20 protein-coding genes and 1 pseudogene are annotated in these 23,056 nt (G+C 43.0%); 2 read left to right on the top strand and 19 right to left on the bottom strand.

The features are described from left to right. Positions 1–104 precede the first annotated feature (104 nt). Positions 105–590 (top strand): annotated as a pseudogene (locus L2764_RS19725) (IS982 family transposase); the annotation flags it as partial. Between the two features lie 32 nt (positions 591–622). On the opposite strand, the gene L2764_RS19720 reads toward L2764_RS19725, so the two are convergent. From L2764_RS19720 to rpsB, 19 genes are all read right to left on the bottom strand, one after another. Continuing rightward, positions 623–1,162, bottom strand: a complete 540-nt coding sequence (locus tag L2764_RS19720; RefSeq protein WP_312018368.1) for an IS630 family transposase — start codon at positions 1,160–1,162, stop codon at positions 623–625. A gap of 33 nt (positions 1,163–1,195) precedes the next feature. Continuing rightward, positions 1,196–1,522: an IS630 transposase-related protein gene (locus L2764_RS19715; RefSeq protein ID WP_248942064.1), complete on the bottom strand. Its 327-nt coding sequence runs from the start codon at positions 1,520–1,522 to the stop codon at positions 1,196–1,198. A 104-nt stretch (positions 1,523–1,626) separates the two neighbouring features. Further along, entirely contained in the window at positions 1,627–3,279 is a 1,653-nt protein-coding gene (gene tilS / locus L2764_RS19710) for a tRNA lysidine(34) synthetase TilS (RefSeq protein ID WP_248942063.1), read from the bottom strand. Positions 3,280–3,378: 99 nt separating this feature from the next. After that, positions 3,379–6,852 (bottom strand): DNA polymerase III subunit alpha, encoded by a 3,474-nt coding sequence (gene dnaE / locus L2764_RS19705; protein WP_248942062.1) that lies wholly within the window; start codon positions 6,850–6,852, stop codon positions 3,379–3,381. A gap of 178 nt (positions 6,853–7,030) precedes the next feature. Further along, positions 7,031–7,651, bottom strand: coding sequence for a ribonuclease HII (gene rnhB / locus L2764_RS19700; protein ID WP_248942061.1), 621 nt, complete (start codon positions 7,649–7,651; stop codon positions 7,031–7,033). Positions 7,652–7,687: 36 nt separating this feature from the next. Beyond that, positions 7,688–8,836 carry a lipid-A-disaccharide synthase gene (lpxB, locus tag L2764_RS19695; RefSeq protein WP_248942066.1) on the bottom strand — a complete coding sequence of 383 codons (1,149 nt, stop codon included), beginning with the start codon at positions 8,834–8,836 and terminating at the stop codon, positions 7,688–7,690. Between the two features lie 83 nt (positions 8,837–8,919). After that, on the bottom strand, positions 8,920–9,690 hold the full coding sequence (gene lpxA, locus L2764_RS19690; protein WP_248942060.1) for an acyl-ACP--UDP-N-acetylglucosamine O-acyltransferase: 771 nt from the start codon (positions 9,688–9,690) through the stop codon (positions 8,920–8,922). 12 nt (positions 9,691–9,702) lie between these two features. Next, on the bottom strand, positions 9,703–10,152 hold the full coding sequence (gene fabZ, locus L2764_RS19685; protein ID WP_248942059.1) for a 3-hydroxyacyl-ACP dehydratase FabZ: 450 nt from the start codon (positions 10,150–10,152) through the stop codon (positions 9,703–9,705). A 28-nt stretch (positions 10,153–10,180) separates the two neighbouring features. Then, entirely contained in the window at positions 10,181–11,212 is a 1,032-nt protein-coding gene (lpxD, locus tag L2764_RS19680; protein ID WP_248942058.1) for a UDP-3-O-(3-hydroxymyristoyl)glucosamine N-acyltransferase, read from the bottom strand. 3 nt (positions 11,213–11,215) lie between these two features. Beyond that, positions 11,216–11,713 carry an OmpH/Skp family outer membrane protein gene (locus L2764_RS19675; RefSeq protein ID WP_248942065.1) on the bottom strand — a complete coding sequence of 166 codons (498 nt, stop codon included), beginning with the start codon at positions 11,711–11,713 and terminating at the stop codon, positions 11,216–11,218. A gap of 53 nt (positions 11,714–11,766) precedes the next feature. Further along, positions 11,767–14,250, bottom strand: a complete 2,484-nt coding sequence (bamA, locus tag L2764_RS19670; RefSeq protein ID WP_248942057.1) for an outer membrane protein assembly factor BamA — start codon at positions 14,248–14,250, stop codon at positions 11,767–11,769. Between the two features lie 31 nt (positions 14,251–14,281). Further along, a complete protein-coding gene (gene rseP, locus L2764_RS19665) occupies positions 14,282–15,646 on the bottom strand; it encodes a sigma E protease regulator RseP (protein WP_248942056.1) in 1,365 nt (454 codons plus the stop codon). 19 nt (positions 15,647–15,665) lie between these two features. Then, entirely contained in the window at positions 15,666–16,853 is a 1,188-nt protein-coding gene (ispC, locus tag L2764_RS19660; RefSeq protein WP_248942055.1) for a 1-deoxy-D-xylulose-5-phosphate reductoisomerase, read from the bottom strand. A 3-nt stretch (positions 16,854–16,856) separates the two neighbouring features. Next, entirely contained in the window at positions 16,857–17,714 is an 858-nt protein-coding gene (locus tag L2764_RS19655) for a phosphatidate cytidylyltransferase (RefSeq protein ID WP_248942054.1), read from the bottom strand. A gap of 24 nt (positions 17,715–17,738) precedes the next feature. After that, complete coding sequence (gene uppS / locus L2764_RS19650; protein ID WP_248942053.1) at positions 17,739–18,536, bottom strand: polyprenyl diphosphate synthase; 798 nt, start codon at positions 18,534–18,536, stop codon at positions 17,739–17,741. Positions 18,537–18,665: 129 nt separating this feature from the next. Further along, positions 18,666–19,223: a ribosome recycling factor gene (frr, locus tag L2764_RS19645; protein WP_248942052.1), complete on the bottom strand. Its 558-nt coding sequence runs from the start codon at positions 19,221–19,223 to the stop codon at positions 18,666–18,668. Positions 19,224–19,254: 31 nt separating this feature from the next. Then, positions 19,255–19,983 carry a UMP kinase gene (pyrH, locus tag L2764_RS19640; RefSeq protein WP_248942051.1) on the bottom strand — a complete coding sequence of 243 codons (729 nt, stop codon included), beginning with the start codon at positions 19,981–19,983 and terminating at the stop codon, positions 19,255–19,257. An 84-nt stretch (positions 19,984–20,067) separates the two neighbouring features. Beyond that, entirely contained in the window at positions 20,068–20,916 is an 849-nt protein-coding gene (tsf, locus tag L2764_RS19635) for a translation elongation factor Ts (protein ID WP_248942050.1), read from the bottom strand. Positions 20,917–21,031: 115 nt separating this feature from the next. Next, positions 21,032–21,760 (bottom strand): 30S ribosomal protein S2, encoded by a 729-nt coding sequence (gene rpsB / locus L2764_RS19630; RefSeq protein ID WP_248942049.1) that lies wholly within the window; start codon positions 21,758–21,760, stop codon positions 21,032–21,034. A gap of 276 nt (positions 21,761–22,036) precedes the next feature. Between rpsB and map the strand changes: the two genes are divergently transcribed. Continuing rightward, positions 22,037–22,834 (top strand): type I methionyl aminopeptidase, encoded by a 798-nt coding sequence (gene map, locus L2764_RS19625; protein ID WP_248942048.1) that lies wholly within the window; start codon positions 22,037–22,039, stop codon positions 22,832–22,834. The last annotated feature ends 222 nt before the right edge of the window (positions 22,835–23,056 follow it).

The raw sequence follows: 23,056 nt of genomic DNA, 5'->3' as shown, positions 1-23,056 counted from the left end.
GTTGAACTTTACTTTTAGCCATAACCATTTATCCACTCAAAGCCTTACTTTAACTATAGTTCAGTTTTAGTAGCTTATGGCTGAGACTTGTCGGTAATCAGGTAAACTTTTACACAGGATATTTAGCACGTTTCTATCAATAAGAATTCCCCAACTTACTGAGCTACACCCGATTTCTGGAAGTGATGCCCAGTGCAGTTATTCCGTTCTGCAACTATTTTTCATTCTTAAAAAGTGAGGCTACAGGTATAGAGTTTATTGATTCAACGAGCATTAAAGTCTGTCATAATTTGCACATACCAAGACATAAGAGCTTATCAGGCTTAGCGAGTCGAGGAAAAGGCACCATGGGGTGGTTTTATGGGTTTAAACTTCACCTCATCGTGAATCATCAAGGCGGTATCGTTGCCGCAAAAATCACGCCTGCGAATGTACATGATACTAAGCCAGTTAAAGACATGGTCGTTAGTTCAATGGATAAACTCTATGCTAATAAAGGTTACATCAGCAAAGCATTAGCCAGTGAGCTACTCGAGCGAGGTGTAACTATCGTAAATAATGTCCGTAACAATATGAAAGCCAAAGCGTTATAATTATGGGATAGAGCTATGTTATAGCCGGATCAACATAAATTGCGATAGTCCACGTGCTCAGTAAATAACTCATCAATTGAGCAGCGTAATTTTCTCCTAACGGATTTGACTTGTGCCCACTTCTTCTCAATTGGATTGAGATCGGGACTATATGGAGGGCGAAACTCTGCTATACAGCCACGCACTGTTATTGCTTCAAGCATATCGCTGCGTTTATGGAATGTGGCATTATCCATCACGATGACGGCACCCGTTTTAACCTTTGGCAATAAATCTTGAGTCAACCACGCATAAAAGACATCTGAGTTTATATAGGAAGAAAATAGGCTTAGGCTGAAAAACGTCATACCGACAATGGCGCCAATCACATTCACTCTTTCTCTGGCTTGCCAGTTGTGAGTGCCGTAACATCGGGTTCCTTTTTCTGAATATCCATATTCACGAGGCATACTTTGAGCAAAGCCACTTTCATCTAAATAGATGATTTCTTTGCCTTGGTTCTCATATTGACAGATACACTCAATAAATTCTTTTCTGGCAATATCACACGCTTTAGGATGTTTTAGGATGTTTTAGGATGTTTTAGGATGTTTTAGGATGTTTTAGGATGTTTTAGGATGTTTTAGTGTTTTTTTATAGCTGATTTTGAGCCGTTTTAGCGCATAGTGTATTGTTGGTTGACCGACATTAAGGCGGATTGCACGTTCCCATTGATAATCATCGGGGTGATCATCAATATCACGTTTCAGTGCCATCATGTCTACTTTCGTTGCGGGTTTATTACGTTTTGAGCAAGGTTCCATCTTATTTTTCCAACGAAAAAGAGTGGCTATATTAATCTCAACATGCTGACTTGTCTGCTCAAATGTCAGTTGGTGCTTTTCTTTGTAGAAAAGCACCTTACGCCTTAAGTCGATACTATATGTCATTCGAGTATTATCGCATATTATTCTGATTTAGCTATACCATTGAAGATGCAATAACAAACACATTACTCAATACCAACAGAGTCAAAAATTAAGATAAAAACACATTACTCAACCCGAAACTCCAACCCCATTGCCTGACTCATGTGAGTCATATTACGAGCAGCACCATCAACAGGTGAACTGTGCTCACCTTGAAGCACAAACCCCTTTTCTATCCAATACCCCACGGCGCAAACCAATTTCTCGTTATAAAAAATCAGCGGAATACGACTTCTGGCCCAAGGGGCAATATTGAGCTCTTGCCAGAGTTTCTTCAGCTCTCGGCCCTTATCCCTAAAGTGGGGATGACAACGCATGCTGCCTGACGCGGCAAAGCGGAGGGCCACGGTTTCATTTACCTTTGGTGGCCGCATTAAAGGCATAACGACTGGTAATACTGATGTTGTTGGTGTTATTTTTTGCGTCTGAGCATCAATCACTAAACCTTTACACCAATAGAGTACTAATACCTTGCTCTCGACCTGCGTATCAATCCCTACACTCATATCTGTATTCGTATCAATGTTGAGTGCATACAAGACTTGGCACTGTGTATCAGCTTCATCCATAACGGGCATACTCATGTTCAAAGCAATCGGTGACTTAGCCCATTGTGAATACGCTTGCGTTAAACGTTGCTCTTGCTTGGCCTCTGCCAAATACAAAGTCTGTTGAAAGCGTCGCGCCAACATATTACCAACCCGCATTTCCTGTTTCGCATCCATCTTGGCCTGTAATACTTGCACCAGCAGCTCTTTATTTTGCACTTGCGACAGCGGCGAAAAGCCCAGTTTATCAATAAAGCCGCGCAGTAATAAGACTTGCCAAGCAGAGTTATGCAACGCAAGTTCAATTAAATCAAGTCCCACTCCCCAAGAAGAAGATGTGAGTAATACCGGCAGTTTACTCGCCACCTCATCATCGAGTACCGTTTGCTGATCACTGCACAGTTTTGCGCTGCGGCTCGCCGTTTTAGCGATACTGGGCCAGCGTGCCTTAAGTTTTGGAATGATCTCTGCGCGAAGAAAATTTCGGTCAAAGCTCACATCAACATTACTTTCATCTTCAATATGAACCAGCCCATATTGATGCGCATAAGTTTCTATTTGCGTCCGCTCCACAGCCAGTAACGGCCTGAGTAACCACTTATCATGATTAAAGACTTGATCTGCCCCCATGGAGGCTAAGCCCTTAGGTCCCAAACCACGCTTAAGGGCTAATAAAACCGTCTCTAATTGATCGTCTTGATGGTGGGCCGTTAGTAACACATCCCCCGCTTGCATATGCTGTGAAATGGCGTGATATCGAGCCGTCCTCGCCTCCGCTTCAATGCTGAGTCTGGGACCTCTGTTCACCGTCACTTTTTCAAGCGTAAACGGTAACTGATAACGTGCCGCTTGCCTCTGGCAATGCAGTGCCCACTCATCGGCGTTCACGCTTAATCCGTGATGCACATGGATCAATTGATACTTAAATGCCGGAAATATCGGTTCCTTAACGTGAAGCTGCATTTTTAATGCTGTTGTTGAATCGATTTCGGCTTGGGCTAGATCTGTTCTGGCCAAATGTGCTCGGGTTAAATGTGCTTTAGCAAACAGGCTCAAACCATGAGCTAACACTTCAGAATCAACACCACCACTGTAAGCAAGGACTAACTTCGCCCCCGCTTGAATATTGGCAGCACTAAGACTTTGCTCAATCAATTCCACTATCTGCATAAAGCGGTACTCATACAGTGAAGTGTTATGTCGTGATGGCTTATTTTTTGCGGCGTCATTTAAGCATTATTCCTGTACCAGCGGCATTATTCATCTCGGTCAGAACACAATTCTGACGTTATCGGATCCCGTTAAAGACTCAAGCGATAGCATCAGCTCATCAGTCGGATTCACTTTCCAATTATCACCCAACAATACCTGACTCTTAACCTGTACTCTGGAATAGTTAATCACCATCGGCACGGCACCATCTTTCCATGGTAATACCACTGTTTTGAGTTGTTCAAACCAATTTACATTGACCTCATCACCGCTAATATCCATTTCAACCGCACTGGCAAAGTGACTGCGCGCGGCCCCCATATCGATAATATTTCTGGCGGTCATACGGTTACCACCGGAAAAATCATCAAAGCTCACCTCACCTTCAATGATCAATATACGATCTTTCTCCAGCAAGTGATTAAACTTCTCAAACGCTTCGGTGAACATCATCACCTCTAAACGGGCACTCTTATCATCTAAGGTCACCAGACCCATTTTAGATCCACGTTTAGTCAACATGACCCGTGTGGCCACCACTAAGCCCGCCGCCTTCATGGTTTTCCCCCGTTCAGTCGGGTGAATATCTTTCAAACGACAAGAAGTATAATGCTTAAGCTCTTTCAAATATTGATTAATCGGATGGCCTGTCAGGTATAATCCTAAGGTATCGCGCTCACCTTCAAGCCAAATTTTATCGGGCCAACGCGCACAATCAACAAATTGCTGTTTATTATCTTCAGGCTCACTGTTAAGCAAGCCAAACATATCATGCTGACCGATGGCCTCCGCTTTGGCATGTTGATCAGCCGCGCGGATCGCCTCAGGCAACGTTGCCATCATTGCCGCTCTATGAGGTCCTAACTTATCCATTGCACCAGACTGAATCAGTTTTTCAAGTATACGCTTGTTGAGCTTCTTCAGATCCACCCGGGCACAAAAATCGAATAAGTCCGTAAAAGGCCCTTGCTCTCGAGCCGCAACAATCGATTCAACCGGTCCTTCACCAACACCTTTAATCGCACCAATGCCATACACAATATTAAGCTCAGTATCGACGGTAAAGTACAATGAACCTTTATTCACATCGGGAGGTAATAAAGGCAAGCCCATACGCTCACATTCATCCACTAAAATCACAATTTTATCGGTATTATCCATATCGGCAGACATCACCGCAGCCATGAACTGCGCCGGATAATGGGTTTTTAGCCATAAAGTTTGATACGACACTAACGCATAAGCCGCCGAGTGCGATTTGTTAAAACCGTAACCGGCGAATTTTTCCACCAAGTCAAAGATTTTCATCGACAAGTCGCCGTCGACATTATTATTAATCGCCCCTTCTTTGAAGGTGCCCCGTTGCTTCGCCATCTCTTCAGGCTTTTTCTTACCCATGGCACGACGTAACATATCCGCGCCACCTAAGGTATAACCGGCTAACACTTGCGCAATTTGCATCACTTGCTCTTGATACAAAATAATCCCGTAAGTCGGCTCGAGTAAGGTTTTGAGTGAATCATGCTGATATTCTGCATCAGGATAAGACACCTCTTCTCGTCCATGCTTACGCTCAATAAAGTTATCAACCATGCCCGACTGCAAAGGCCCCGGTCTAAATAATGCCACTAATGCAATCATGTCTTCAAAACAATCCGGTTGCAGACGCTTAATCAAGTCTTTCATGCCTCGAGATTCAAGCTGGAACACTGCCGTCGTTTCATAGCGCTGTAATAATTTAAAGCATTTAGGATCGTCTATAGGGATCGTCGCAATATCGACAATGGGTAAACCTTGCTCTTTATTCACACGATTGATCATCTGCAGCGCCCAATCGATAATTGTCAATGTGCGTAAACCCAAAAAGTCAAACTTCACTAAACCTGCGGTTTCTACATCATTTTTATCAAATTGAGTAACGGGGTTTTTCCCCTCAGAATCACAATAAATTGGCGCGAAATCGGTAATGGTGGTGGGTGAAATGACCACGCCCCCCGCATGCTTACCAGCATTACGCGTCACCCCTTCTAATATGCGACACATATCGATGAGATCTTTGACCTCTTCGCTGCCATCATATGCTTCTTGTAAATTCGGTTCGACCTCAAACGCTTTACTCAGGGTCATCCCCGGCTCAGCCGGCACCATCTTTGATATTCTGTCGACAAAGCCATAGGCATGACCTTGCACTCGCCCGACATCACGTATCACGGCTTTCGCCGCCATGGTACCGAAGGTGATAATTTGCGATACGGCATCACGCCCATACAGTTCAGCCACATGATCAATCACTTCATCACGCCTATCCATGCAAAAATCGATATCAAAATCTGGCATAGAAACCCGCTCAGGGTTTAAGAATCGCTCAAAAAGAAGATCAAACTCGAGCGGATCGATATCGGTAATGTTAAGCGCATAAGCCACTAATGAGCCTGCACCCGAGCCCCGACCTGGGCCAATGGGAATATTATTATCTTTCCCCCACTGAATAAACTCCATTACAATCAAAAAATAACCAGGGAATCCCATTTGATTAATCACGGTTAATTCAATCTCTAACCGCTCATCGTATTCCCCACGCCTGTCGTTTCTCAGCGCTTCATCAGGGAATAAAGACAGCAGACGCGCTTCAAGCCCTTTTTGTGACACGTCAACCAAAAAGTCATCAATGCTTAACTCTCCCGTTGGAAAGTTAGGTAAAAAGTATTCACCTAAGCGCACGGTAACATTACAGCGTTTCGCTATCTCAACGCTATTGCTCACCGCTTCTGGAATATCAGCAAATAACGCACACATTTCAGCTTCAGATTTAAAATACTGCTGATCACTGTATTTTTTAGGCCGCCGAGGATCAACAAGGGTAAAACCATCGTGAATAGCGACGCGAATTTCATGGGCTTCAAACAACTCAGGCTTCATAAACACCACCTGATTCGTTGCCACCACAGGCAAACCATGCTTCTCCGCTAATGCCACTGCCATGTGCAAATAACGCTCTTCATCGGGACGTCCAGTACGAATAAGCTCTAAATAATACCGCTGTGGGAAATGAGTTTGATAAAAAGACACTAAACTCTCAACGTGGAGATCGTTGCCTTTAAGTAAGGCCTTACCCATATCGCCTTCACGACCACCAGAGATCAACAACAGGCCTGATTGGTATTTCTCTAGCCAGTGATGATCGATCACGGCTCGATCTTGAATATGACCACGCAAATACGCATCACTGATCAATAATGTCAGATTACGATAACCTTCATTATTCATCGCCAGCACCGTAATAGCACAGAGTTCATCATCAAACTCGGGCGCCTGAACCCAAAAGTCACAGCCAATAATGGGTTTAATCCCGGCGTTATGACAGCCACTGTAAAATTTGACTAATCCACATAAATTAGTTTGATCGGTTAATGCCACTGCCGCCATTTTTTGTTCGGCAACATGGGTTAAAATAGGCTTAACCTTAGTAATACTGTCAGACATGGAATAGTCACTGTGGACGCGTAAATGCACAAAACGAGGATCTGACATAAGTAAATTTATCTTTTATTTTATTAAATGAATTAAGCGACTATCAATATCAATACAAAAAAGTACATGACTCTTACTGGCCTATCAGCACTGATTTCGCATCACGAAGCGAGTTTTACCCGTTAGCATAACAGCTCAGTCAGTATTAATCGTAAAGTGAATAGCCGTCAATTAATATTTAGGCTTCTTGAGCGAGTGCGGCTTGTACGGGTCGAAAACTTTTCCGGTGCTGGGCCAACACCCCAAAACGAGCCAAGGCTTCAAAATGGGCTTTGGTTGGATAACCTTTATGTTTATCAAACCCATAATCAGGATGGGCGATAGCCAGTGTGACCATTTCCCTATCTCGCACCACTTTGGCAATAATAGACGCGGCACTGATTGCATCAATCAGACCATCACCTTTAATTATCCCATGACTAGGTAATCCAAAGTCAGGGGTACGGTTACCATCCACTAATACCGAATCAGGCGTCATTGCCAGTCCCTTAACCGCCCTTTGCATCGCCAGCATAGTGGCATGTAAGATATTAAGCTCATCGATTTCTACAGGGCTAGCTGAGCCGACACTCACACACAGGGCTTTTTCATTAATCTCAATAAACAGCGCTTCACGCTTTTTCTCGGTTAATTTTTTAGAATCATTCAGACCTACAATCGGCCGATTAGGGTCAAGGATCACCGCAGCCGTGACCACATTGCCGACTAACGGGCCTCGGCCCACTTCATCAACCCCCGCATAGCGCCCCTGACAAAGCAGCTTTACTTGCTCTGCCGATATATTTTTTATAATGGCCATAATGACTTCCCCTTAAACAGACTAAACAAAAAAGCCTTATTGCTGAATTAATACACTCACGGCCTCTGCCGCTTTAGCACTCGCATCTTGTTTCAAGACTTGATGCAATGCTTGGAATTTCTGCATCACAGGAGACATATCATTCTCAAAAACCTGCGCTACCGCCTCAGCAATATTCCCGGGCGTACAATCGGCTTGTATAAGCTCTTTAACCAACCCTTCATCAGACAACAAATTCGGCAAGGAAAATTTTTCGATCAACATCATACGTTTAGCAATGTGGTAGGTCATCGCATTGACTCTATAAGCCACCACCATCGGTCTTTTCACTAACATAGCTTCCAAAGTGGCCGTGCCAGACGCCAGTAAAATCGCATCTGACGCCGCCATTACCTCGCGAGAATGACCTTCAACTAAAGTGATATCAAGATCCGGAGCATAAGCTTTTAACGCCTCTTCAAATTGCGCCCGCCTTTTTTCATTCACTAACGGCGTCACAAATTTCAGCGCTGGATAACGTTGTTTTAATAGCATCGCCGCTTTGACAAAGGGCTCAGCGAGCTGTTTAAGTTCCCCACCACGGGATCCCGGTAGTACGGCAAGATACCTCTCACCTTGAGATAATCCTAACGCCTCTCTGGCTTGAGCTTTATCACTCTCAAAGGGGATATCATCGGCAAGCGTATGCCCAACGAACGTACAAGGGACTTGATGCTTATCATAAAACGCTTTTTCAAATGGCAATAATGACAACACCATATGGGTCGCTTTGGCTATTTTAAAAATACGCTTGGGCCGCCAAGCCCATACTGAAGGACTCACATAATGAACGGTTTTAATCCCTTTTTCTTTTAACTTCATCTCGACACCGATATTAAAATCAGGCGCATCAATACCAATAAAGCAGTCTGGCTTAACCTGTGTCATCACGGTAATCAACTCACGGCGCACTTCCAGTAATCGAGGTAACCGAGCTAACACCTCAACTATCCCCATGACCGCAAGCTCTTCAAATGAAAACAATGACTCAAAGCCCAAAGCATCCATTTTGGGACCGCCAATGCCGATGAAGCGTGCGTGAGGATAACGTTGTTGTAAGGCTTGGATTAAACCAGCACCTAAAATATCGCCGGAGAGTTCTCCGGCGACCATAGCAAAAACAAGGGGTTTATTTTCATTTGTCATGATGATTGAGTTCGAAAGAGTGTGAGCAGTAAGAACAATGGATGAAAGGGAAGTCATACCCCCATCATCCATTACGATATGATTTAGCGAATAATACCGCGACTGGATGTGCTCACAAAATCAGTAAACAATTTAACTTGTTCATCGTTTTGAGCAGAGTCAGTTAACTCAGTTATTGCTTCATCAAGCGTGAGTCCATTACGGTACACCGCTTTATAAGCACGGCGAACCGCTAATTGACTCTCTTTAGTAAAGCCACGACGTTTAAGGCCTTCAATATTCAGTCCACGCGGCTTAGCCGGAAAGCCTGCACCCATCACAAAAGGCGGCACATCTTGTAAAACAACAGAGCTACCCGCCGTAAACGAATGGGCGCCAATATGCACAAACTGATGCACACCCGACATCCCCCCTAAAATAGCCCAGTCACCGACATGCACATGACCTGCAATGGCAGAAGAATTAGCCATAATTACATGATCGCCCACCACACAGTCGTGGGCTATATGCACATAAGCCATCAACAAGTTATGAGAGCCGATACGGGTTTCCCAATTATCTTGTGTGGTGCCACGGTGAATGGTCACCGATTCACGTATGACATTATGATCGCCGATAATCAGACGTGTCTCTTCACCGGCATATTTCTTGTCTTGGCACTCTTCGCCCACAGAGGCAAATTGGAAAATACGATTGCTTTTGCCGATAACAGTGGGGCCTTTGACCACCACATGGGAGCTTAACCAAGTATCATCACCAATTTCGACACCCGCACCAATATAGGTCCAAGGGCCAATCGTGACATTTTTGCCAATTTTGGCATCTGGGTGGATATACGCTAATTCATCAATCACTGCTAAATCTCTCTACCTACGGGCACACATGATTTCAGCTGAACAAACTAGTTCACCATCCACTCTCGCTTCACCAGTAAAGACGCCTATTCCGCGGCGCTCTTTAATCATTTTTACTTCAAAATGCAATTGATCACCCGGTTCTACCACACGCTTAAACCGTGCTTTATCAATACCGGCAAAGTAATATAAGGCATCATTAGACGGCGCATCGCTCATCGTTTTAAACGCCAACAACCCTGTTGCTTGTGCCATCGCCTCTAAAATCAAGACGCCTGGCATCACAGGCTGAACAGGAAAATGCCCCTGGAAGAAAGGCTCATTGATCGTCACATTTTTGATCGCCTGCAAGCTCTCGCCTTTAGTGAAATCTAACACTCTATCGATCAATAAAAATGGGTATCTATGGGGAAGGAATTTTAATATTTCCTTAATATCCATACTATTCAACTGGTTTGACACTCAATATATTCCTCAAACTCTTTCTGAGTTATGGCTCAGAATCCACATTAACCTTTTTCTCTAACTGCTTAACGCGTTGAAAAAGATTATCTAATTGTTTAAATCGTACCGTGTTTTTACGCCATAACTTATTATCCATAGCGACGGTGGCAGAAGAATACACTCCTGGTTCACGAATATGATTAGTCACGCTCGTACTACCTGTAATATGCGTACCATCTACAATACTCAGATGACCAGAGATAGCGCAATTACCGCCTATGATACAATATTTACCTATCTTGACACTACCAGCAAGTGTTGTACTCCCTGCAATGGCACTGTTTTCACCAATAATATCATTATGCGCAATTTGCACCTGATTATCGATAATCACTCCATCATGAATTTCAGTATGATCAATTGCGCCACGATCAACTGTCGTACCCGCACCAATTTCAACGCGGGAGCCAATACGTACTCCACCCACTTGAGGGATCTTAATCCATTGACCACGTTCATTCGCGTAACCAAAGCCATCTGAACCAATCACAGCGCCCGAATGAACAATACAGTCCGTTCCAAAATGAACATCATGATAAAGGGTAACATTGGCCCACAAACGCGTACCTGAGCCTACAACACAGTCTTGACCAACTACGCTACCGGCACCAACTTGCACATTTTCGCCTAAAATAACATTGGCGCCAATAACCGCATTGGCGCCAATCGCAACCCCTTCACCGATCATAGCGGAAGGATCGATTTGTGCTGAAGGATGAATGCTGTCAGCCGCCTTAGGAGTGCTATCCAATAACTGTGACACTTTAGCAAACCCCACATAAGGATCCTTTAAAATAATCGCATTACCGTGATAACCCTCTACATCATTAGGTGCAAGAAGAACAGCCCCTGCTTCAGTTTTTTCCAGTTGTACTCGATACTTAATATTAGCAAGAAAAGTGATTTGCTCAGATTGCGCACATTCCAAGGTGCCAACCGCAGAGATTACTTTCTCCGCGTCACCTTGGATTTCTGCATCAAGAAAATCAGCTAATACTTGTAAAGTATAGCTTTTCATTTATTACTTACCTTTACTTAAGGCTTCAACAACTTGCTTACTAATGTCAGCATCAGGCTTAACATAAATAGCAGCACCACGTTGCAATACAAGATCATAATCTTGCTTTTTTGCAATAGCATCGATCACAGTTTGCACTTTAGCTAACAACTTATTTTGCTCTTCACCGTTACGACGACGCATATCTTCGTCTAACGCTTTGCCTTTGAGTTGCAGTTCTGCTTTCATTGATTCCATTTTACGCGCTAAGTCGGTTTTTTGTGAATCCGTCATTAACGCAGTATCACGCTGCTGTTTTTCAAGTAAGCCTCTTAAATCTTCTTGCATTTTCTGAACCGCAGCAACCCGATCACCAAATTCCGCTTTTAATGCATGATTAACTTGCTCACGTTGTGGTAATTGCTCAAAAACAGATTGCATATCAACGACTGCAATCTTTTCTGCATTCGCCGCTAATGGCGCTGCTAATAAGACTAAAACCATCATTGCGCGATTAAACACTTTTTTCAAAACAGACTCCTTTTGTCCAGCAATTATTGCCGACATGATTTAAATTAAAAAGTTTGACCAATATTAAAAGAGAAGATCTCGGTTGAATCTCCCTCGTATTCCTTGATTGGCCATGCAAGATTAAACACCATAGGTCCCATGGGCGAGATCCATTGTACACTGACTCCCCATGAAGCGCGAATTCGGCTAGGGTCACTATAATCCTGAAGTTTGGCATATTCAGTCGCTGACATACCACTATAAGAGCTATAGTCAAACTCAGTATTCCACACATTACCCGCATCAATAAAGAAGCTGGTTCGGACTGAATTAGTATAAGCTTCATCTAAGAAAGGCGTTGGCACAATCATTTCGATACTGGCTGTCGCAATCGCATTCCCACCCACTGAACTGCCATTCGTCACTGTGACACTTGAATCTGGACCTGAAATAGTGGGAGTATCACCCGATGAATCTGAGGAGCCGTCACTGGTAGCAGCGGTCGAATAAATCGCTCTTGGACCTACTGTGTTGGATTTAAACCCGCGAATAGAGGTACTACCACCGGCATAGAAATTCTCCCAGAAAGGTAAAATTTGATCGTTACCATTGTACTGGCCATAACCGTTACCATAACCAAGTTTTGCTTTAGTCAAAAAGACAAAATTTTGTTTTCGGGTTAAAGGAAGATAAAAGTTAGTATTAAAATCAGTTTTGAAATATTGCAGATCTGAACCCGGTACCGTCGCTTTTCCATTCAAGCTTTGAGAAGAACCACTCGTCGGGAAAGTACCGCGATTTAAACTACTGCGTGACCAACCTAGATTCAACTCAACATTATTAAAACTTAAAGAAGAATCAGTATTATCGTCATCACTGTAAATTTCATAAAATTGCAGCGCCTGATCGTATTCTGCCACCTCAGAAATGGTATTGTGGCGTAAGGTAATACCGCCGTTCAATCGGTTTGTTTCGTTAATAGGAAAGCCAGAGAAAGAAGACAATGCATAGGACTCATTATTGTAGGCTTCTAAGTTCGCACTACTGGCATCAAATTTACTCCACGATAAGCTACTGCCTAAACTCACCCCATCCTTAGTAAAATACGGATCGGTAAATGAAATACTGGCATTTTTAGAATAGGTATTAGTATTAATATTAATACCAGCCTGATTACCTGTCCCTAAGAAGTTACTTTGCTGCACCCCTAACTGTAAACTGATCCCAGATGCAGTACCGTAACCCACACCAGCATTAAACGAACCTGATGGCTGCTCTTTGACTTTAAAATCAACATCCACTAAATCATCCGTACCAGGAACCTGTATCGTCTCAGTATCCACGGTTTCAAAGTAACCTAACCGATTCAGTCGTGTCTTAGATTGCTCGACTTGCGCCGAATTCAGCCAAGCGCCTTCCATTTGCCTTAACTCTCGCCGCATGACTTCATCTTTGGTGATGGTATTGCCGCTAAAATTAATATTACGCACATACACCCGTTTGCCTGGCTTAATCATCACATTGAGGTTAACCGTCTGGGTCGCATCATCAATCTCAGGATAGACTTTCACTTCTGGATAAGCATAACCAAAACGCCCAAGATACTTGGCATACATCTCTTCGGTGAAGGTCACATCACTGCCGTTATAACGATCGCCAGCTTTAATCGGCAAAATGCTTTCCATCAGGGCTTCACGACCCATTAAATCACCCGTTAAGGTCACTTCTTTGATGGTATATTGCTTGCCTTCGTTAACATTAATTGTAATATACAAGCCTTTACGATCAGGTGTCATCGCCACTTGCGTTGAGGTGATCTCAAAGCGGATATAGCCCCGATTTTGATAAAAACTCTTAATGGTTTCTAAATCAGCTTGCAATTTTTGTTTCTGATAACGACGATCACCAAACAAGTCCCACCAAGCCACATAATCTTTCAGTTCAAGCATTTCAATCAGTTGCCCATCGGTAAATTCTTTATTACCGACAATATTAATTTGCCTGATATCTGCAGCCAGTCCCTCGGTAAAGTTAAATTTTAACTCCACGCGATTACGAGGCAAATTAATAATTTGCGCTTCCACTTTTGCGCCATATTTACCGACGCCATAATAAAAATCTTGTAAGCCTTTTTCGATACCCGATAACGTTGTACGGTCAAGTGATTCACCCACTTTAACACCCGAACCGTCCAAGCTTTCTTGTAATTGTTCGTCTTTAATATCTTTATTACCGTCAAAGGTAATCGTACTGATTGTCGGGCGCTCAATCACTTTAACAATAAGAATACCACCATCATGGCTGATCTCAATATTGTCAAAGTTGGATGAGGCATACAGGCTCTTAATCGCTTGTTGTAATTTTAATGGATCGACCGTATCCCCAACCTTAACAGGTAAGCTTAACAAGGCAGCACCTAGCGCCACACGTTGAAGACCATCTACTTGGATATCAGTCACTTCAAAAGGCTGGAAAGACTCAGCCCAACTATTCCCTGAAAAAGACGCACCGACTAATAACATCGAGGCAAAAAGTTTATTCAATCTCATAGAGCACTTCTAATTATTTGTTTGTCGTTGCTCAGAGTCGGGAAAAATCATTAAAGAGCGCAACACCCATTAACATTAGCAGCATCGCTGCCCCAAATCTGAATCCAATTTCCTGTACCTTTTCCGGTACAGCCCTACCTGTGATCACTTCAACGAAGTAATACAAAAGGTGTCCCCCATCTAGCACTGGCAAAGGAAGTAAATTAATGATCCCTAAGTTCACGCTAATCAATGCAAGAAACCCTAAAAAGTACACAAATCCCACATTGGCACTATTACCTGCACCTTGAGCAATAGAAATAGGACCACTCAAATTCTTAACTGAAATATCACCAGTAAATAATTTCCCTATCATCTTAAGGCTCACAGTTACAAGCTGCCATGTTTTATTAACTGCAGCACCTAAAGAATCTAACACACCATATTCAAGCTGCAAACGCATATTATCGGGCCAAGGCGCCAAAGTCGGTGCAATCCCCATCACCCCCACTATTTGACCTTGGGCATTTTCACGCGCTATGGGCGTGACATTAATCGTTAACGGCTCTCCCTTACGTTCGACCGTTAAGGCCAAAGGAACATTCGCAGACGCTTGCACCAAACTCACAAAATTATTCCAATCTTGGTAAAGCACACCATTAATAGACACTAACGTGTCACCTGCCTGAATACCGGCTTTTTTCGCCGCTCCATTATCAGTAACCAGTGCAATATTAGGTAAAATATCGGGCTGAAACATCTCCAGACCTAACGCCGTGATCGGTAATTCTTTTTCAGGGTCAAAACGCCATTGACGAGTATCGAGTTGATAAGTTGTTGGCTTTTCAAGCCCAGTATTTTGTAAAGGCACCAGACTTAATGACACTTCCTTGTCACCAATATGACCCACTAACGATAAATTAACATCCTCCCAATTAAGGACTTTTTGTTGATCAACAGCCACAATTTTAAGGGGTTCTTTCACCACGATTTGCGCCGCAGGCGATCCCGATTTCGTTCCATCAATGACAGGTTTAATCGAAGGCACACCAATAAGGTACATGATATACAATGCAAAAATGGCAAAAATAAAGTTCGCGATAGGCCCTGCACTGACAATGGCAATACGTTGCCAGACATTTTTACGGTTAAAGGCTTGCGATAACAATTCATCTGGCACATCATCAACACGCTCATCGAGCATTTTGACATAGCCACCCAGCGGGATCATCGCGAGCACATATTCGGTGCCATCCTGACCGGTTCGGCGCCAAATCGCTTTCCCAAATCCAATAGAGAAACGCTCAACCTTCACACCACATCGTCTTGCCACCCAAAAATGGCCATATTCATGGGCGGTGATTAATATTCCTAAGGCAACAACAAAGGCCCCTAAGTTCCATAAGAAATCTAACATTCCCTTCCTCTAAGATTAATTAATATGAAGCAATAGCTTCTAAAGCATAACAGCGGCTTTGCTTATCTAATGCCAATATATCATCAAGTTGATTAAGTGAATATGGCGTTATTTTTGTTAAACAGTGCTCATTCACCCGACTAATATCGGTAAAACGGATCTTACCTTCAAGAAAGGCTTGGACGGCAATTTCATTCGCCGCATTCAAAATAGTCGTCGCTTCTTGCCCCTGGTCACATGCTTCTATTGCTAAGCCTAAACAAGGAAAGCGATTAAAATCAGGTTCAACAAAGCTTAATTGTCCGACTTTAAAAAAATCTAAAGGTTCAACTCCAGAGACGATTCTTTTCGGATAGGATAAACAATGAGCAATTGGTGTGCGCATATCAGGATGTCCCATTTGTGCAACAACTGAACCATCTCGATATTGCACCATAGAGTGAATAACACTTTGTGGATGAATAACCACCTTTAATTTGTCGCTCGACGTGTTAAATAACCATTTAGCCTCAATATACTCAAGACCTTTATTCATCATTGTTGCTGAATCAACAGAAATTTTGGGTCCCATTGACCAATTGGGATGCAGACACGCTTGCGCAGGCGTCATGGAGGCTAAACTGTCCAAAGGCGCGTTTAAAAATGGGCCGCCAGAGCCCGTCAATAAAATATGAGAAATGCCTGCAGCATCTAAATCGCAGTAACCAATATTATGTTGAAGTGCTTCCGGTAAACATTGATAAATAGCATTATGTTCACTATCAACGGGCAAAACTATAGCCCCTGATTGCTGCATCGCCTCAATAAACAGCTGTCCTGACATTACCAACGATTCTTTATTCGCCAGCAATACACGTTTACCCGCTTTAACCGCGGCTATCGTCGGTATTAGCCCTGCAGCGCCCACAATCGCAGCCATCACCGTATCCACTTCAGCAGACGCCACTAGCCCTTTAAGTGTATCTTCACCAGTGGTCACTTGGATATTGAGATCATGGGGTAATTGCTGCTTTAACAACGCTGCGGCATGTTCATCCACCATGTGCGCATATTGCGGTTTATGCGCCAGACATAACGCCCGCATTTCATTAACATTAGTGTGAGCAACTAAAGCAAAAATACCATATTCATCAGGATGTTGACTAATAACATTAAGTGTGTTTTTACCAATAGAGCCTGTCGCACCTAAAATAATCATTTGCTGCATAAATTACATCCAAAAAGCAATATAGATCAAAGTGAAAATAGGCAATGCGGCAGTTAAACTATCAATTCTATCAAGCACACCACCATGCCCAGGTAAAATCGTACCTGAATCTTTAATATCGGCCACTCGCTTAAACATACTTTCAGAAAGATCGCCTAAAGCCGACGCTAGCGCCGTCACCAAGGTCACCCCAATAAGCAAGCCAATCTCTTGTTCTGGAGCCACATAACTTACACCTAAGACCACCAATAAGGTCATCAATAAGCCGCCCACGAGTCCTTCAAGGGTTTTTGCAGGACTCACATTAGGCATCAATTTAGTGCGCCCAAAAGCTTTTCCAGCAAAATAAGCCCCGGTATCGGCCGCCCACACAATCAATAAGACCAAAAAAACCAAGATGCCGCCGTAATAAGGAGACGCTTGAGAACTCAAGCCTTTTAATGAAATTAAAGCAATAAAACAAGGGATAAGCGTTAATTGACCAAAAATAGATTTTAGCATGGGGCTATTGTTCCAAAAGCCTGCGCTTTTTGGGAACAAACACACAAGCAAGATTGAAAAACACCACCACAGGCCGCCAACCACAATAATCCCTAAAAATAAAGGATGTAAATGACCTTGCAGCCACACTTCATTAGTCGGCACAATCAAATTTAACGCCACTAACAAAAGCCCAAGAGTAACCATAAAACTCCATTGGGTCATATTGCAGTTTTTATCGATGATTCTCCCCCACTCTTTTGCCGCAATTAAAAAGACACCGAGTAATGCCCATGAGAAATATTCGGTTGGCAACCAAAAAATGGCACCAAAAACCAAAGGTATGAGGCAGACTGCCGTTATTATTCGTTTTTTTAGCAAAAAAGTTTCCTCAAAAATATGTGATTACGTCTGTATCGAATCAATCTGACTGCCCGTCAAACCAAATCGGCGCTGACGCATTGCAAACGTTGTGACGGCTTCTTTAAAGTGGGATTCATTAAAATCGGGCCATAATGTGTCCATAAAAACCAGCTCAGCATAAGCCGCTTGCCACAAAATAAAATTACTTATCCGATAATCCCCGCCCGTTCGGATAATTAAATCCACTTCAGGCTGATCTTGCATACTTAATTGCGCTGATAATGCCTCTTCAGTAAAAGCCTCATGTGCTAGCTCACCGCTTTGGACTTGCTGCGCGAGTTTTTGTGCTGCTTGTAAAATATCCCAACGCCCACCGTAATTAGCCGCGACATTGAGTACCAAATCGTTATTGTTGGATGTTTGTTCTTGAGCAGATATGATTTTTTTCTGAAGCCTATCAGAAAAACGACTGATATCTCCTATGATATTCAGCCGTACGCCATTCTTCTGAAGCAATTTAATTTCACGCTGCAATACAGTAAAAAACAATTGCATCAATAAACTGACTTCTTTATCTGGACGTCGCCAATTTTCACTTGAAAAAGCAAATAAGGTTAATGATGTGATACCCATTTCTCTAGCAGTACTCACAGCCCTTCTGACGGCCTTCACACCCGCTTGATGACCCAAGACCCTAGGCTTACCCTGTCCTTGTGCCCAACGTCCATTACCATCCATAATAATTGCCACATGTTGTGGCACCGACTGCTTTATCAATTCTGACGCGAGCACAGGCGAACTCGACGACATGTCACTGTCGGTATGAGGATCCATTGACATCTGTAAAACCCTTAAAAATAGCAAACGCCGCGTAGTATAACCTTACACGGCGCCTGAACTCTAGGGTCTGTTGATCTTTGGTTATATTTTCCACACAAAAAACAACGGCCCTAGTACTGGGTGCGAGAGTTAAAACTCCATTAATTCCTTTTCTTTAGCCGCTAACACTTCATCAATGAGCTTAATATGTATATCGGTAAACTTTTGGATTTCATCTTCTGTTCGACGAACATCATCTTCAGTGCATTCTTTTTCTTTTTCTAATGCTTTGACATCAGAATTTGCATCACGGCGGACATTACGAACCGAAATACGGCCATTCTCTGCTTCAGCACGAACAACTTTAATCAGATCTTTACGACGTTCTTCTGTTAATGCTGGCAATGGAATACGGATAATGGCTCCAGCAGACATTGGGTTGAGGCCCAAATCAGACGACATAATCGCTTTCTCAACAGCCGAAATCATGCTGCTGTCAAAAACCGACACGGCTAACGTACGAGCATCGTCAATTGAAATATTGGCAACCTGCTTAAGCGGAGTCGATGAACCATAATAAGGTACTTTAATAGTATCGAGTAAACTGGGATGAGCACGACCTGTTCGTACCTTGGTCATTTGTGTTTTCGTCGCGTCTACGCATTTATCCATGCGTGTTTTAGCATCATTTTTAATTTCGTTTATCACGTTGTATGTCCTTTAAAGTCACTTAACTCAATTAGCTAGCTTTAATCATGGTACCCAATTTCTCACCCATAATCACACGGCGAAGCGCTCCAGGTTCATTCATGTTAAAAACTAGCAGAGGCATATTATGGTCTCTAGCAAGCGTAAATGCCGCTAAATCCATTATTTTCAATTCTTTGTCGAGTACTTCATCATACCCCATAACATCATACTTAACCGCATCAGGATTTTTTACTGGGTCATCAGAATACACGCCGTCTACCTTGGTTCCTTTTAAGACCACTTCCGCTTCGATTTCAATCCCACGTAAACATGCCGCCGAATCGGTGGTACAGAAAGGGTTACCTGTACCCGCAGCAAAAATCACCACTCGGCCTGATTTCAATAAACTGATGGCTTCAGCCCAGTTATAATCATCACACACGCCTTTTAATGGGATAGCGGACATTAAACGTGCGTTAACATAAGCGCGATGTAAAGCATCACGCATCGCCAAACCATTCATTACAGTAGCCAGCATACCCATATGATCGCCGACAACACGATTCATGCCTGCTTTAGCTAACCCTTCACCGCGGAATAAATTACCACCACCGATAACAACACCAACTTGAATACCTAACTCAACCAGCTCTTTAACTTCTTGAGCCATGCGATCTAAAACCTTAGGATCAATACCGAAGCCTTCTTCTCCCATGAGAGCTTCACCGCTTAGTTTTAGAAGAATACGTCGAAATGCAGGTTTTGGATTGGTACTCATATTTTTTCATCCTGATGATGGCGATAGTTACAACAAAACCGCAGCGATAGCTGCGGTTTTAAAGGGGACTGCAAACGGAGGAGATTAAGCCTGAGTAGCAGCGATTTGTGCAGCAACTTCAGCAGCAAAATCTTCTTGTTTTTTCTCGATACCTTCACCCACTTCTAAGCGAATGAAGTTAGAAACAGTTGCGCCTTTCTCTTTAAGAATGTCGCCAACCGTTTTCTTAGGTTCCATGATGAAAGCTTGACCAGTAAGAGAAACCTCACCTGTGAACTTCTTCATACGGCCAATAACAATTTTCTCAGCAATCGCTGCTGGCTTACCTTCGTTCATAGCGATGTCGATTTGAAGTGCTTTTTCTTTTTCAACAACGTCAACTGGAACATCTTCTGGAGACACGTACTCAGGCTTAGATGCTGCAACATGCATAGCGATGTGCTTAAGCGTTTCTTCTTCAGCTTCACCCGCTACAACTACACCAATACGAGCGCCATGACGGTAAGAGGCAAGATTTGCACCATCAATGTAAACAACACGACGTACGTTGATGTTCTCACCGATTTTAGTGACTAGCGCAACACGCGTTTCTTCAAACTGCGCCTGTAACTCTTCGATAGACACTTTAGATGCAGCAGCAACGTCCAGTACAGCGTTAGCAAATCCAAGAAAGTTTGAGTCTTTTGCAACGAAGTCAGTTTGACAGTTCACTTCTAAAAGTACAGCGAAACCTTCGCCTTCTTTAATAAGAATTGTACCATCAGCAGCAATATTACCTGCTTTTTTAGCAGCTTTTGCAGCACCGCTCTTACGCATATTATCAATGGCTAACTCAATATCACCATTCGTTTCAGTTAATGCATTTTTACAATCCATCATGCCAGCGCCAGTGCGCTCACGCAATTCTTTAACTTGGGCAGCAGTAATTGCCATTGTTAAATCCTCTATAGGTAATTCGTCAAATTCAATAGATATAGAACAGGGGCACAAGGCCCCTGCTAACCAATCGCTTGCTCAATAAGGGGAATGATTAACTCATTAAACCTTATTATTCAGCTTCTACAAAACCATCTTGTTCTGCTTGTACGGCTAAATCTTGGCCACGACCAGCTTTCGCTGCTGCTGCCACAGTTTGAGTGTACAAACGGATAGAACGCATTGCATCATCATTGCCAGGAATAATGTAGCTAATGCCATCTGGAGAAGAGTTAGTATCAACAACAGCAACAACTGGGATACCTAAGTTATTAGCTTCTTTTATCGCAATATGCTCATGATCGGCACCGATAACGAAGATAACGTCAGGTAAGCCAGACATGTTTTTAATACCACCGAGTGATTTTTCTAGCTTATCTAATTCACGAGTACGCATTAACGCCTCTTTCTTAGTAAGCTTATCGAAAGTACCATCAACAGACTGGCTTTCTAGATCTTTTAGGCGCTTGATTGATTGACGAACTGTTTTCCAGTTAGTCAACATACCGCCTAACCAGCGGTGATCGACATAAAACTGATCACAAGAAATAGCCGATTCTTTGATTGCTTCGCTTGCAGCACGCTTAGTGCCCACAAACAAAACTTTACCTTTTTTAGAAGCCACGTTGCTGATAAACGCTAATGCTTCATTAAACATAGGCACAGTGTGCTCTAAGTTAATGATATGAACACCGTTACGCGCACCAAAAATGAAAGGCTTCATTTTTGGATTCCAATAACGAGTTTGGTGACCGAAGTGAACACCGGCTTGAAGCATGTCGCGCATTGAAACTGTAGTCATTTTATATACCTTAAAAATATTAGGGGTTAGACCTCCACATATCCCGTCACCCCGACCCTTAACAGGCACCCCGGAGCACGTGTCGATATGTGTGTGATTTAGTATTTACACATAGCCATGTATAATGGCTGCCATCTTCGCTCTGTTAGACCAGATTAACGGCGTACACAGAGTCAAACATAACGGCGCGCTTTATACCATAATTGAATCTTAAATACAAATTTTAGAGTAGATTTAGCGGGCTCATTATATACTGAAAGGTTAAGAGATATCGGCATGAGTATTGTGATTAAAACGAGTGAACAAATTGAAAAAATGCGTGCAGCGGGGAAGTTAGCAGCCCAAGTACTGGAGATGATCGCGCCTTTCGTTAAAGCAGGTGTCACAACAAATAAACTCAATGACATTTGCGCGCAATTTACCCAAGAACAAGGCGCCATATCAGCCCCATTAAACTATCATGGTTTTCCAAAATCCATCTGTACCTCCGTCAATGATGTCATTTGCCATGGAATTCCCAGTGATCGCGCACTTAAAAATGGTGATATTATTAATATTGATATTACTGTCATCCTCGACGACTTCCATGGCGATACATCCAAAATGTTCTTAATCGGTGATGTGTCCCCGAAAGATAAGCGTTTATGTCGTATCGCTCAAGAAAGTTTATATACTGCCATCCGTAAAGTTCGTCCAGGCATGAAATTAGGTGACATTGGCACTAGCATCGAAAAATTTACCAAAGCCAGCAAGTCTGGATTAGAGAAATACACCATTGTTAAAGATTATTGCGGCCATGGCATCGGTGAAGGTTTCCACGAAGAGCCACAAGTTGTTCATTATAAAAACAATGATAGCATCGTCCTTCGCCCAGGCATGTGCTTTACCATTGAACCTATGATTAACGCTGGACGTCATACCAGCGTACTTGATAACGATGATAAATGGACTGTGACCACTTCAGATGGAAAAAACTCAGCCCAATGGGAGCACACCCTATTAATCACCCAAAAAGGCGTTGAAATATTAACTTTACGTGAGGAGGAGGACTTCCCACGGATCATTAATCACTAATTATTGGCACTGAATCGCTCTTTAACACCCTCTTTTCTAAGCTTCATCACTTACGGGGAGAGGCTGATCTATATAAAAAAACGTTCAACTCTACTTATTGTTTTTAAAAGAAAGTTAACTTACCTCCGGCAAAGCCGGAGGCTTATTTGGGTGACGCCCTAAAAGGGCTTAAGTCCGTGCCCAAGGCACTATCTACATTCCGAGTTTTAATTGATCCCGATG

It is taken from the genome of Shewanella surugensis (genome assembly GCF_023284005.1).
Lineage (GTDB): Bacteria > Pseudomonadota > Gammaproteobacteria > Enterobacterales > Shewanellaceae > Shewanella > Shewanella surugensis.
The sequence above is the reverse complement of the archived record's forward strand: the minus strand, read 5'-3'. Positions and strand labels throughout refer to the sequence as shown.

Coding starts and splice junctions, on each gene's coding strand:
- ispC (WP_248942055.1), bottom strand. CDS start 16,853: ATGCAGCAAATGATTATTTTAGGTGCGACAGGCTCTATTGGTAAAAAC.
- rpsB (WP_248942049.1), bottom strand. CDS start 21,760: ATGACTACAGTTTCAATGCGCGACATGCTTCAAGCCGGTGTTCACTTC.
- lpxD (WP_248942058.1), bottom strand. CDS start 11,212: ATGAAAAGCTATACTTTACAAGTATTAGCTGATTTTCTTGATGCAGAA.
- rnhB (WP_248942061.1), bottom strand. CDS start 7,651: ATGGCCATTATAAAAAATATATCGGCAGAGCAAGTAAAGCTGCTTTGT.
- map (WP_248942048.1), top strand. CDS start 22,037: ATGAGTATTGTGATTAAAACGAGTGAACAAATTGAAAAAATGCGTGCA.
- dnaE (WP_248942062.1), bottom strand. CDS start 6,852: ATGTCAGATCCTCGTTTTGTGCATTTACGCGTCCACAGTGACTATTCC.
- L2764_RS19715 (WP_248942064.1), bottom strand. CDS start 1,522: ATGACATATAGTATCGACTTAAGGCGTAAGGTGCTTTTCTACAAAGAA.
- rseP (WP_248942056.1), bottom strand. CDS start 15,646: ATGTTAGATTTCTTATGGAACTTAGGGGCCTTTGTTGTTGCCTTAGGA.
- pyrH (WP_248942051.1), bottom strand. CDS start 19,983: ATGAGTACCAATCCAAAACCTGCATTTCGACGTATTCTTCTAAAACTA.
- tsf (WP_248942050.1), bottom strand. CDS start 20,916: ATGGCAATTACTGCTGCCCAAGTTAAAGAATTGCGTGAGCGCACTGGC.
- bamA (WP_248942057.1), bottom strand. CDS start 14,250: ATGAGATTGAATAAACTTTTTGCCTCGATGTTATTAGTCGGTGCGTCT.
- lpxB (WP_248942066.1), bottom strand. CDS start 8,836: ATGACAAATGAAAATAAACCCCTTGTTTTTGCTATGGTCGCCGGAGAA.
- tilS (WP_248942063.1), bottom strand. CDS start 3,279: ATGCAGATAGTGGAATTGATTGAGCAAAGTCTTAGTGCTGCCAATATT.
- uppS (WP_248942053.1), bottom strand. CDS start 18,536: ATGTCAATGGATCCTCATACCGACAGTGACATGTCGTCGAGTTCGCCT.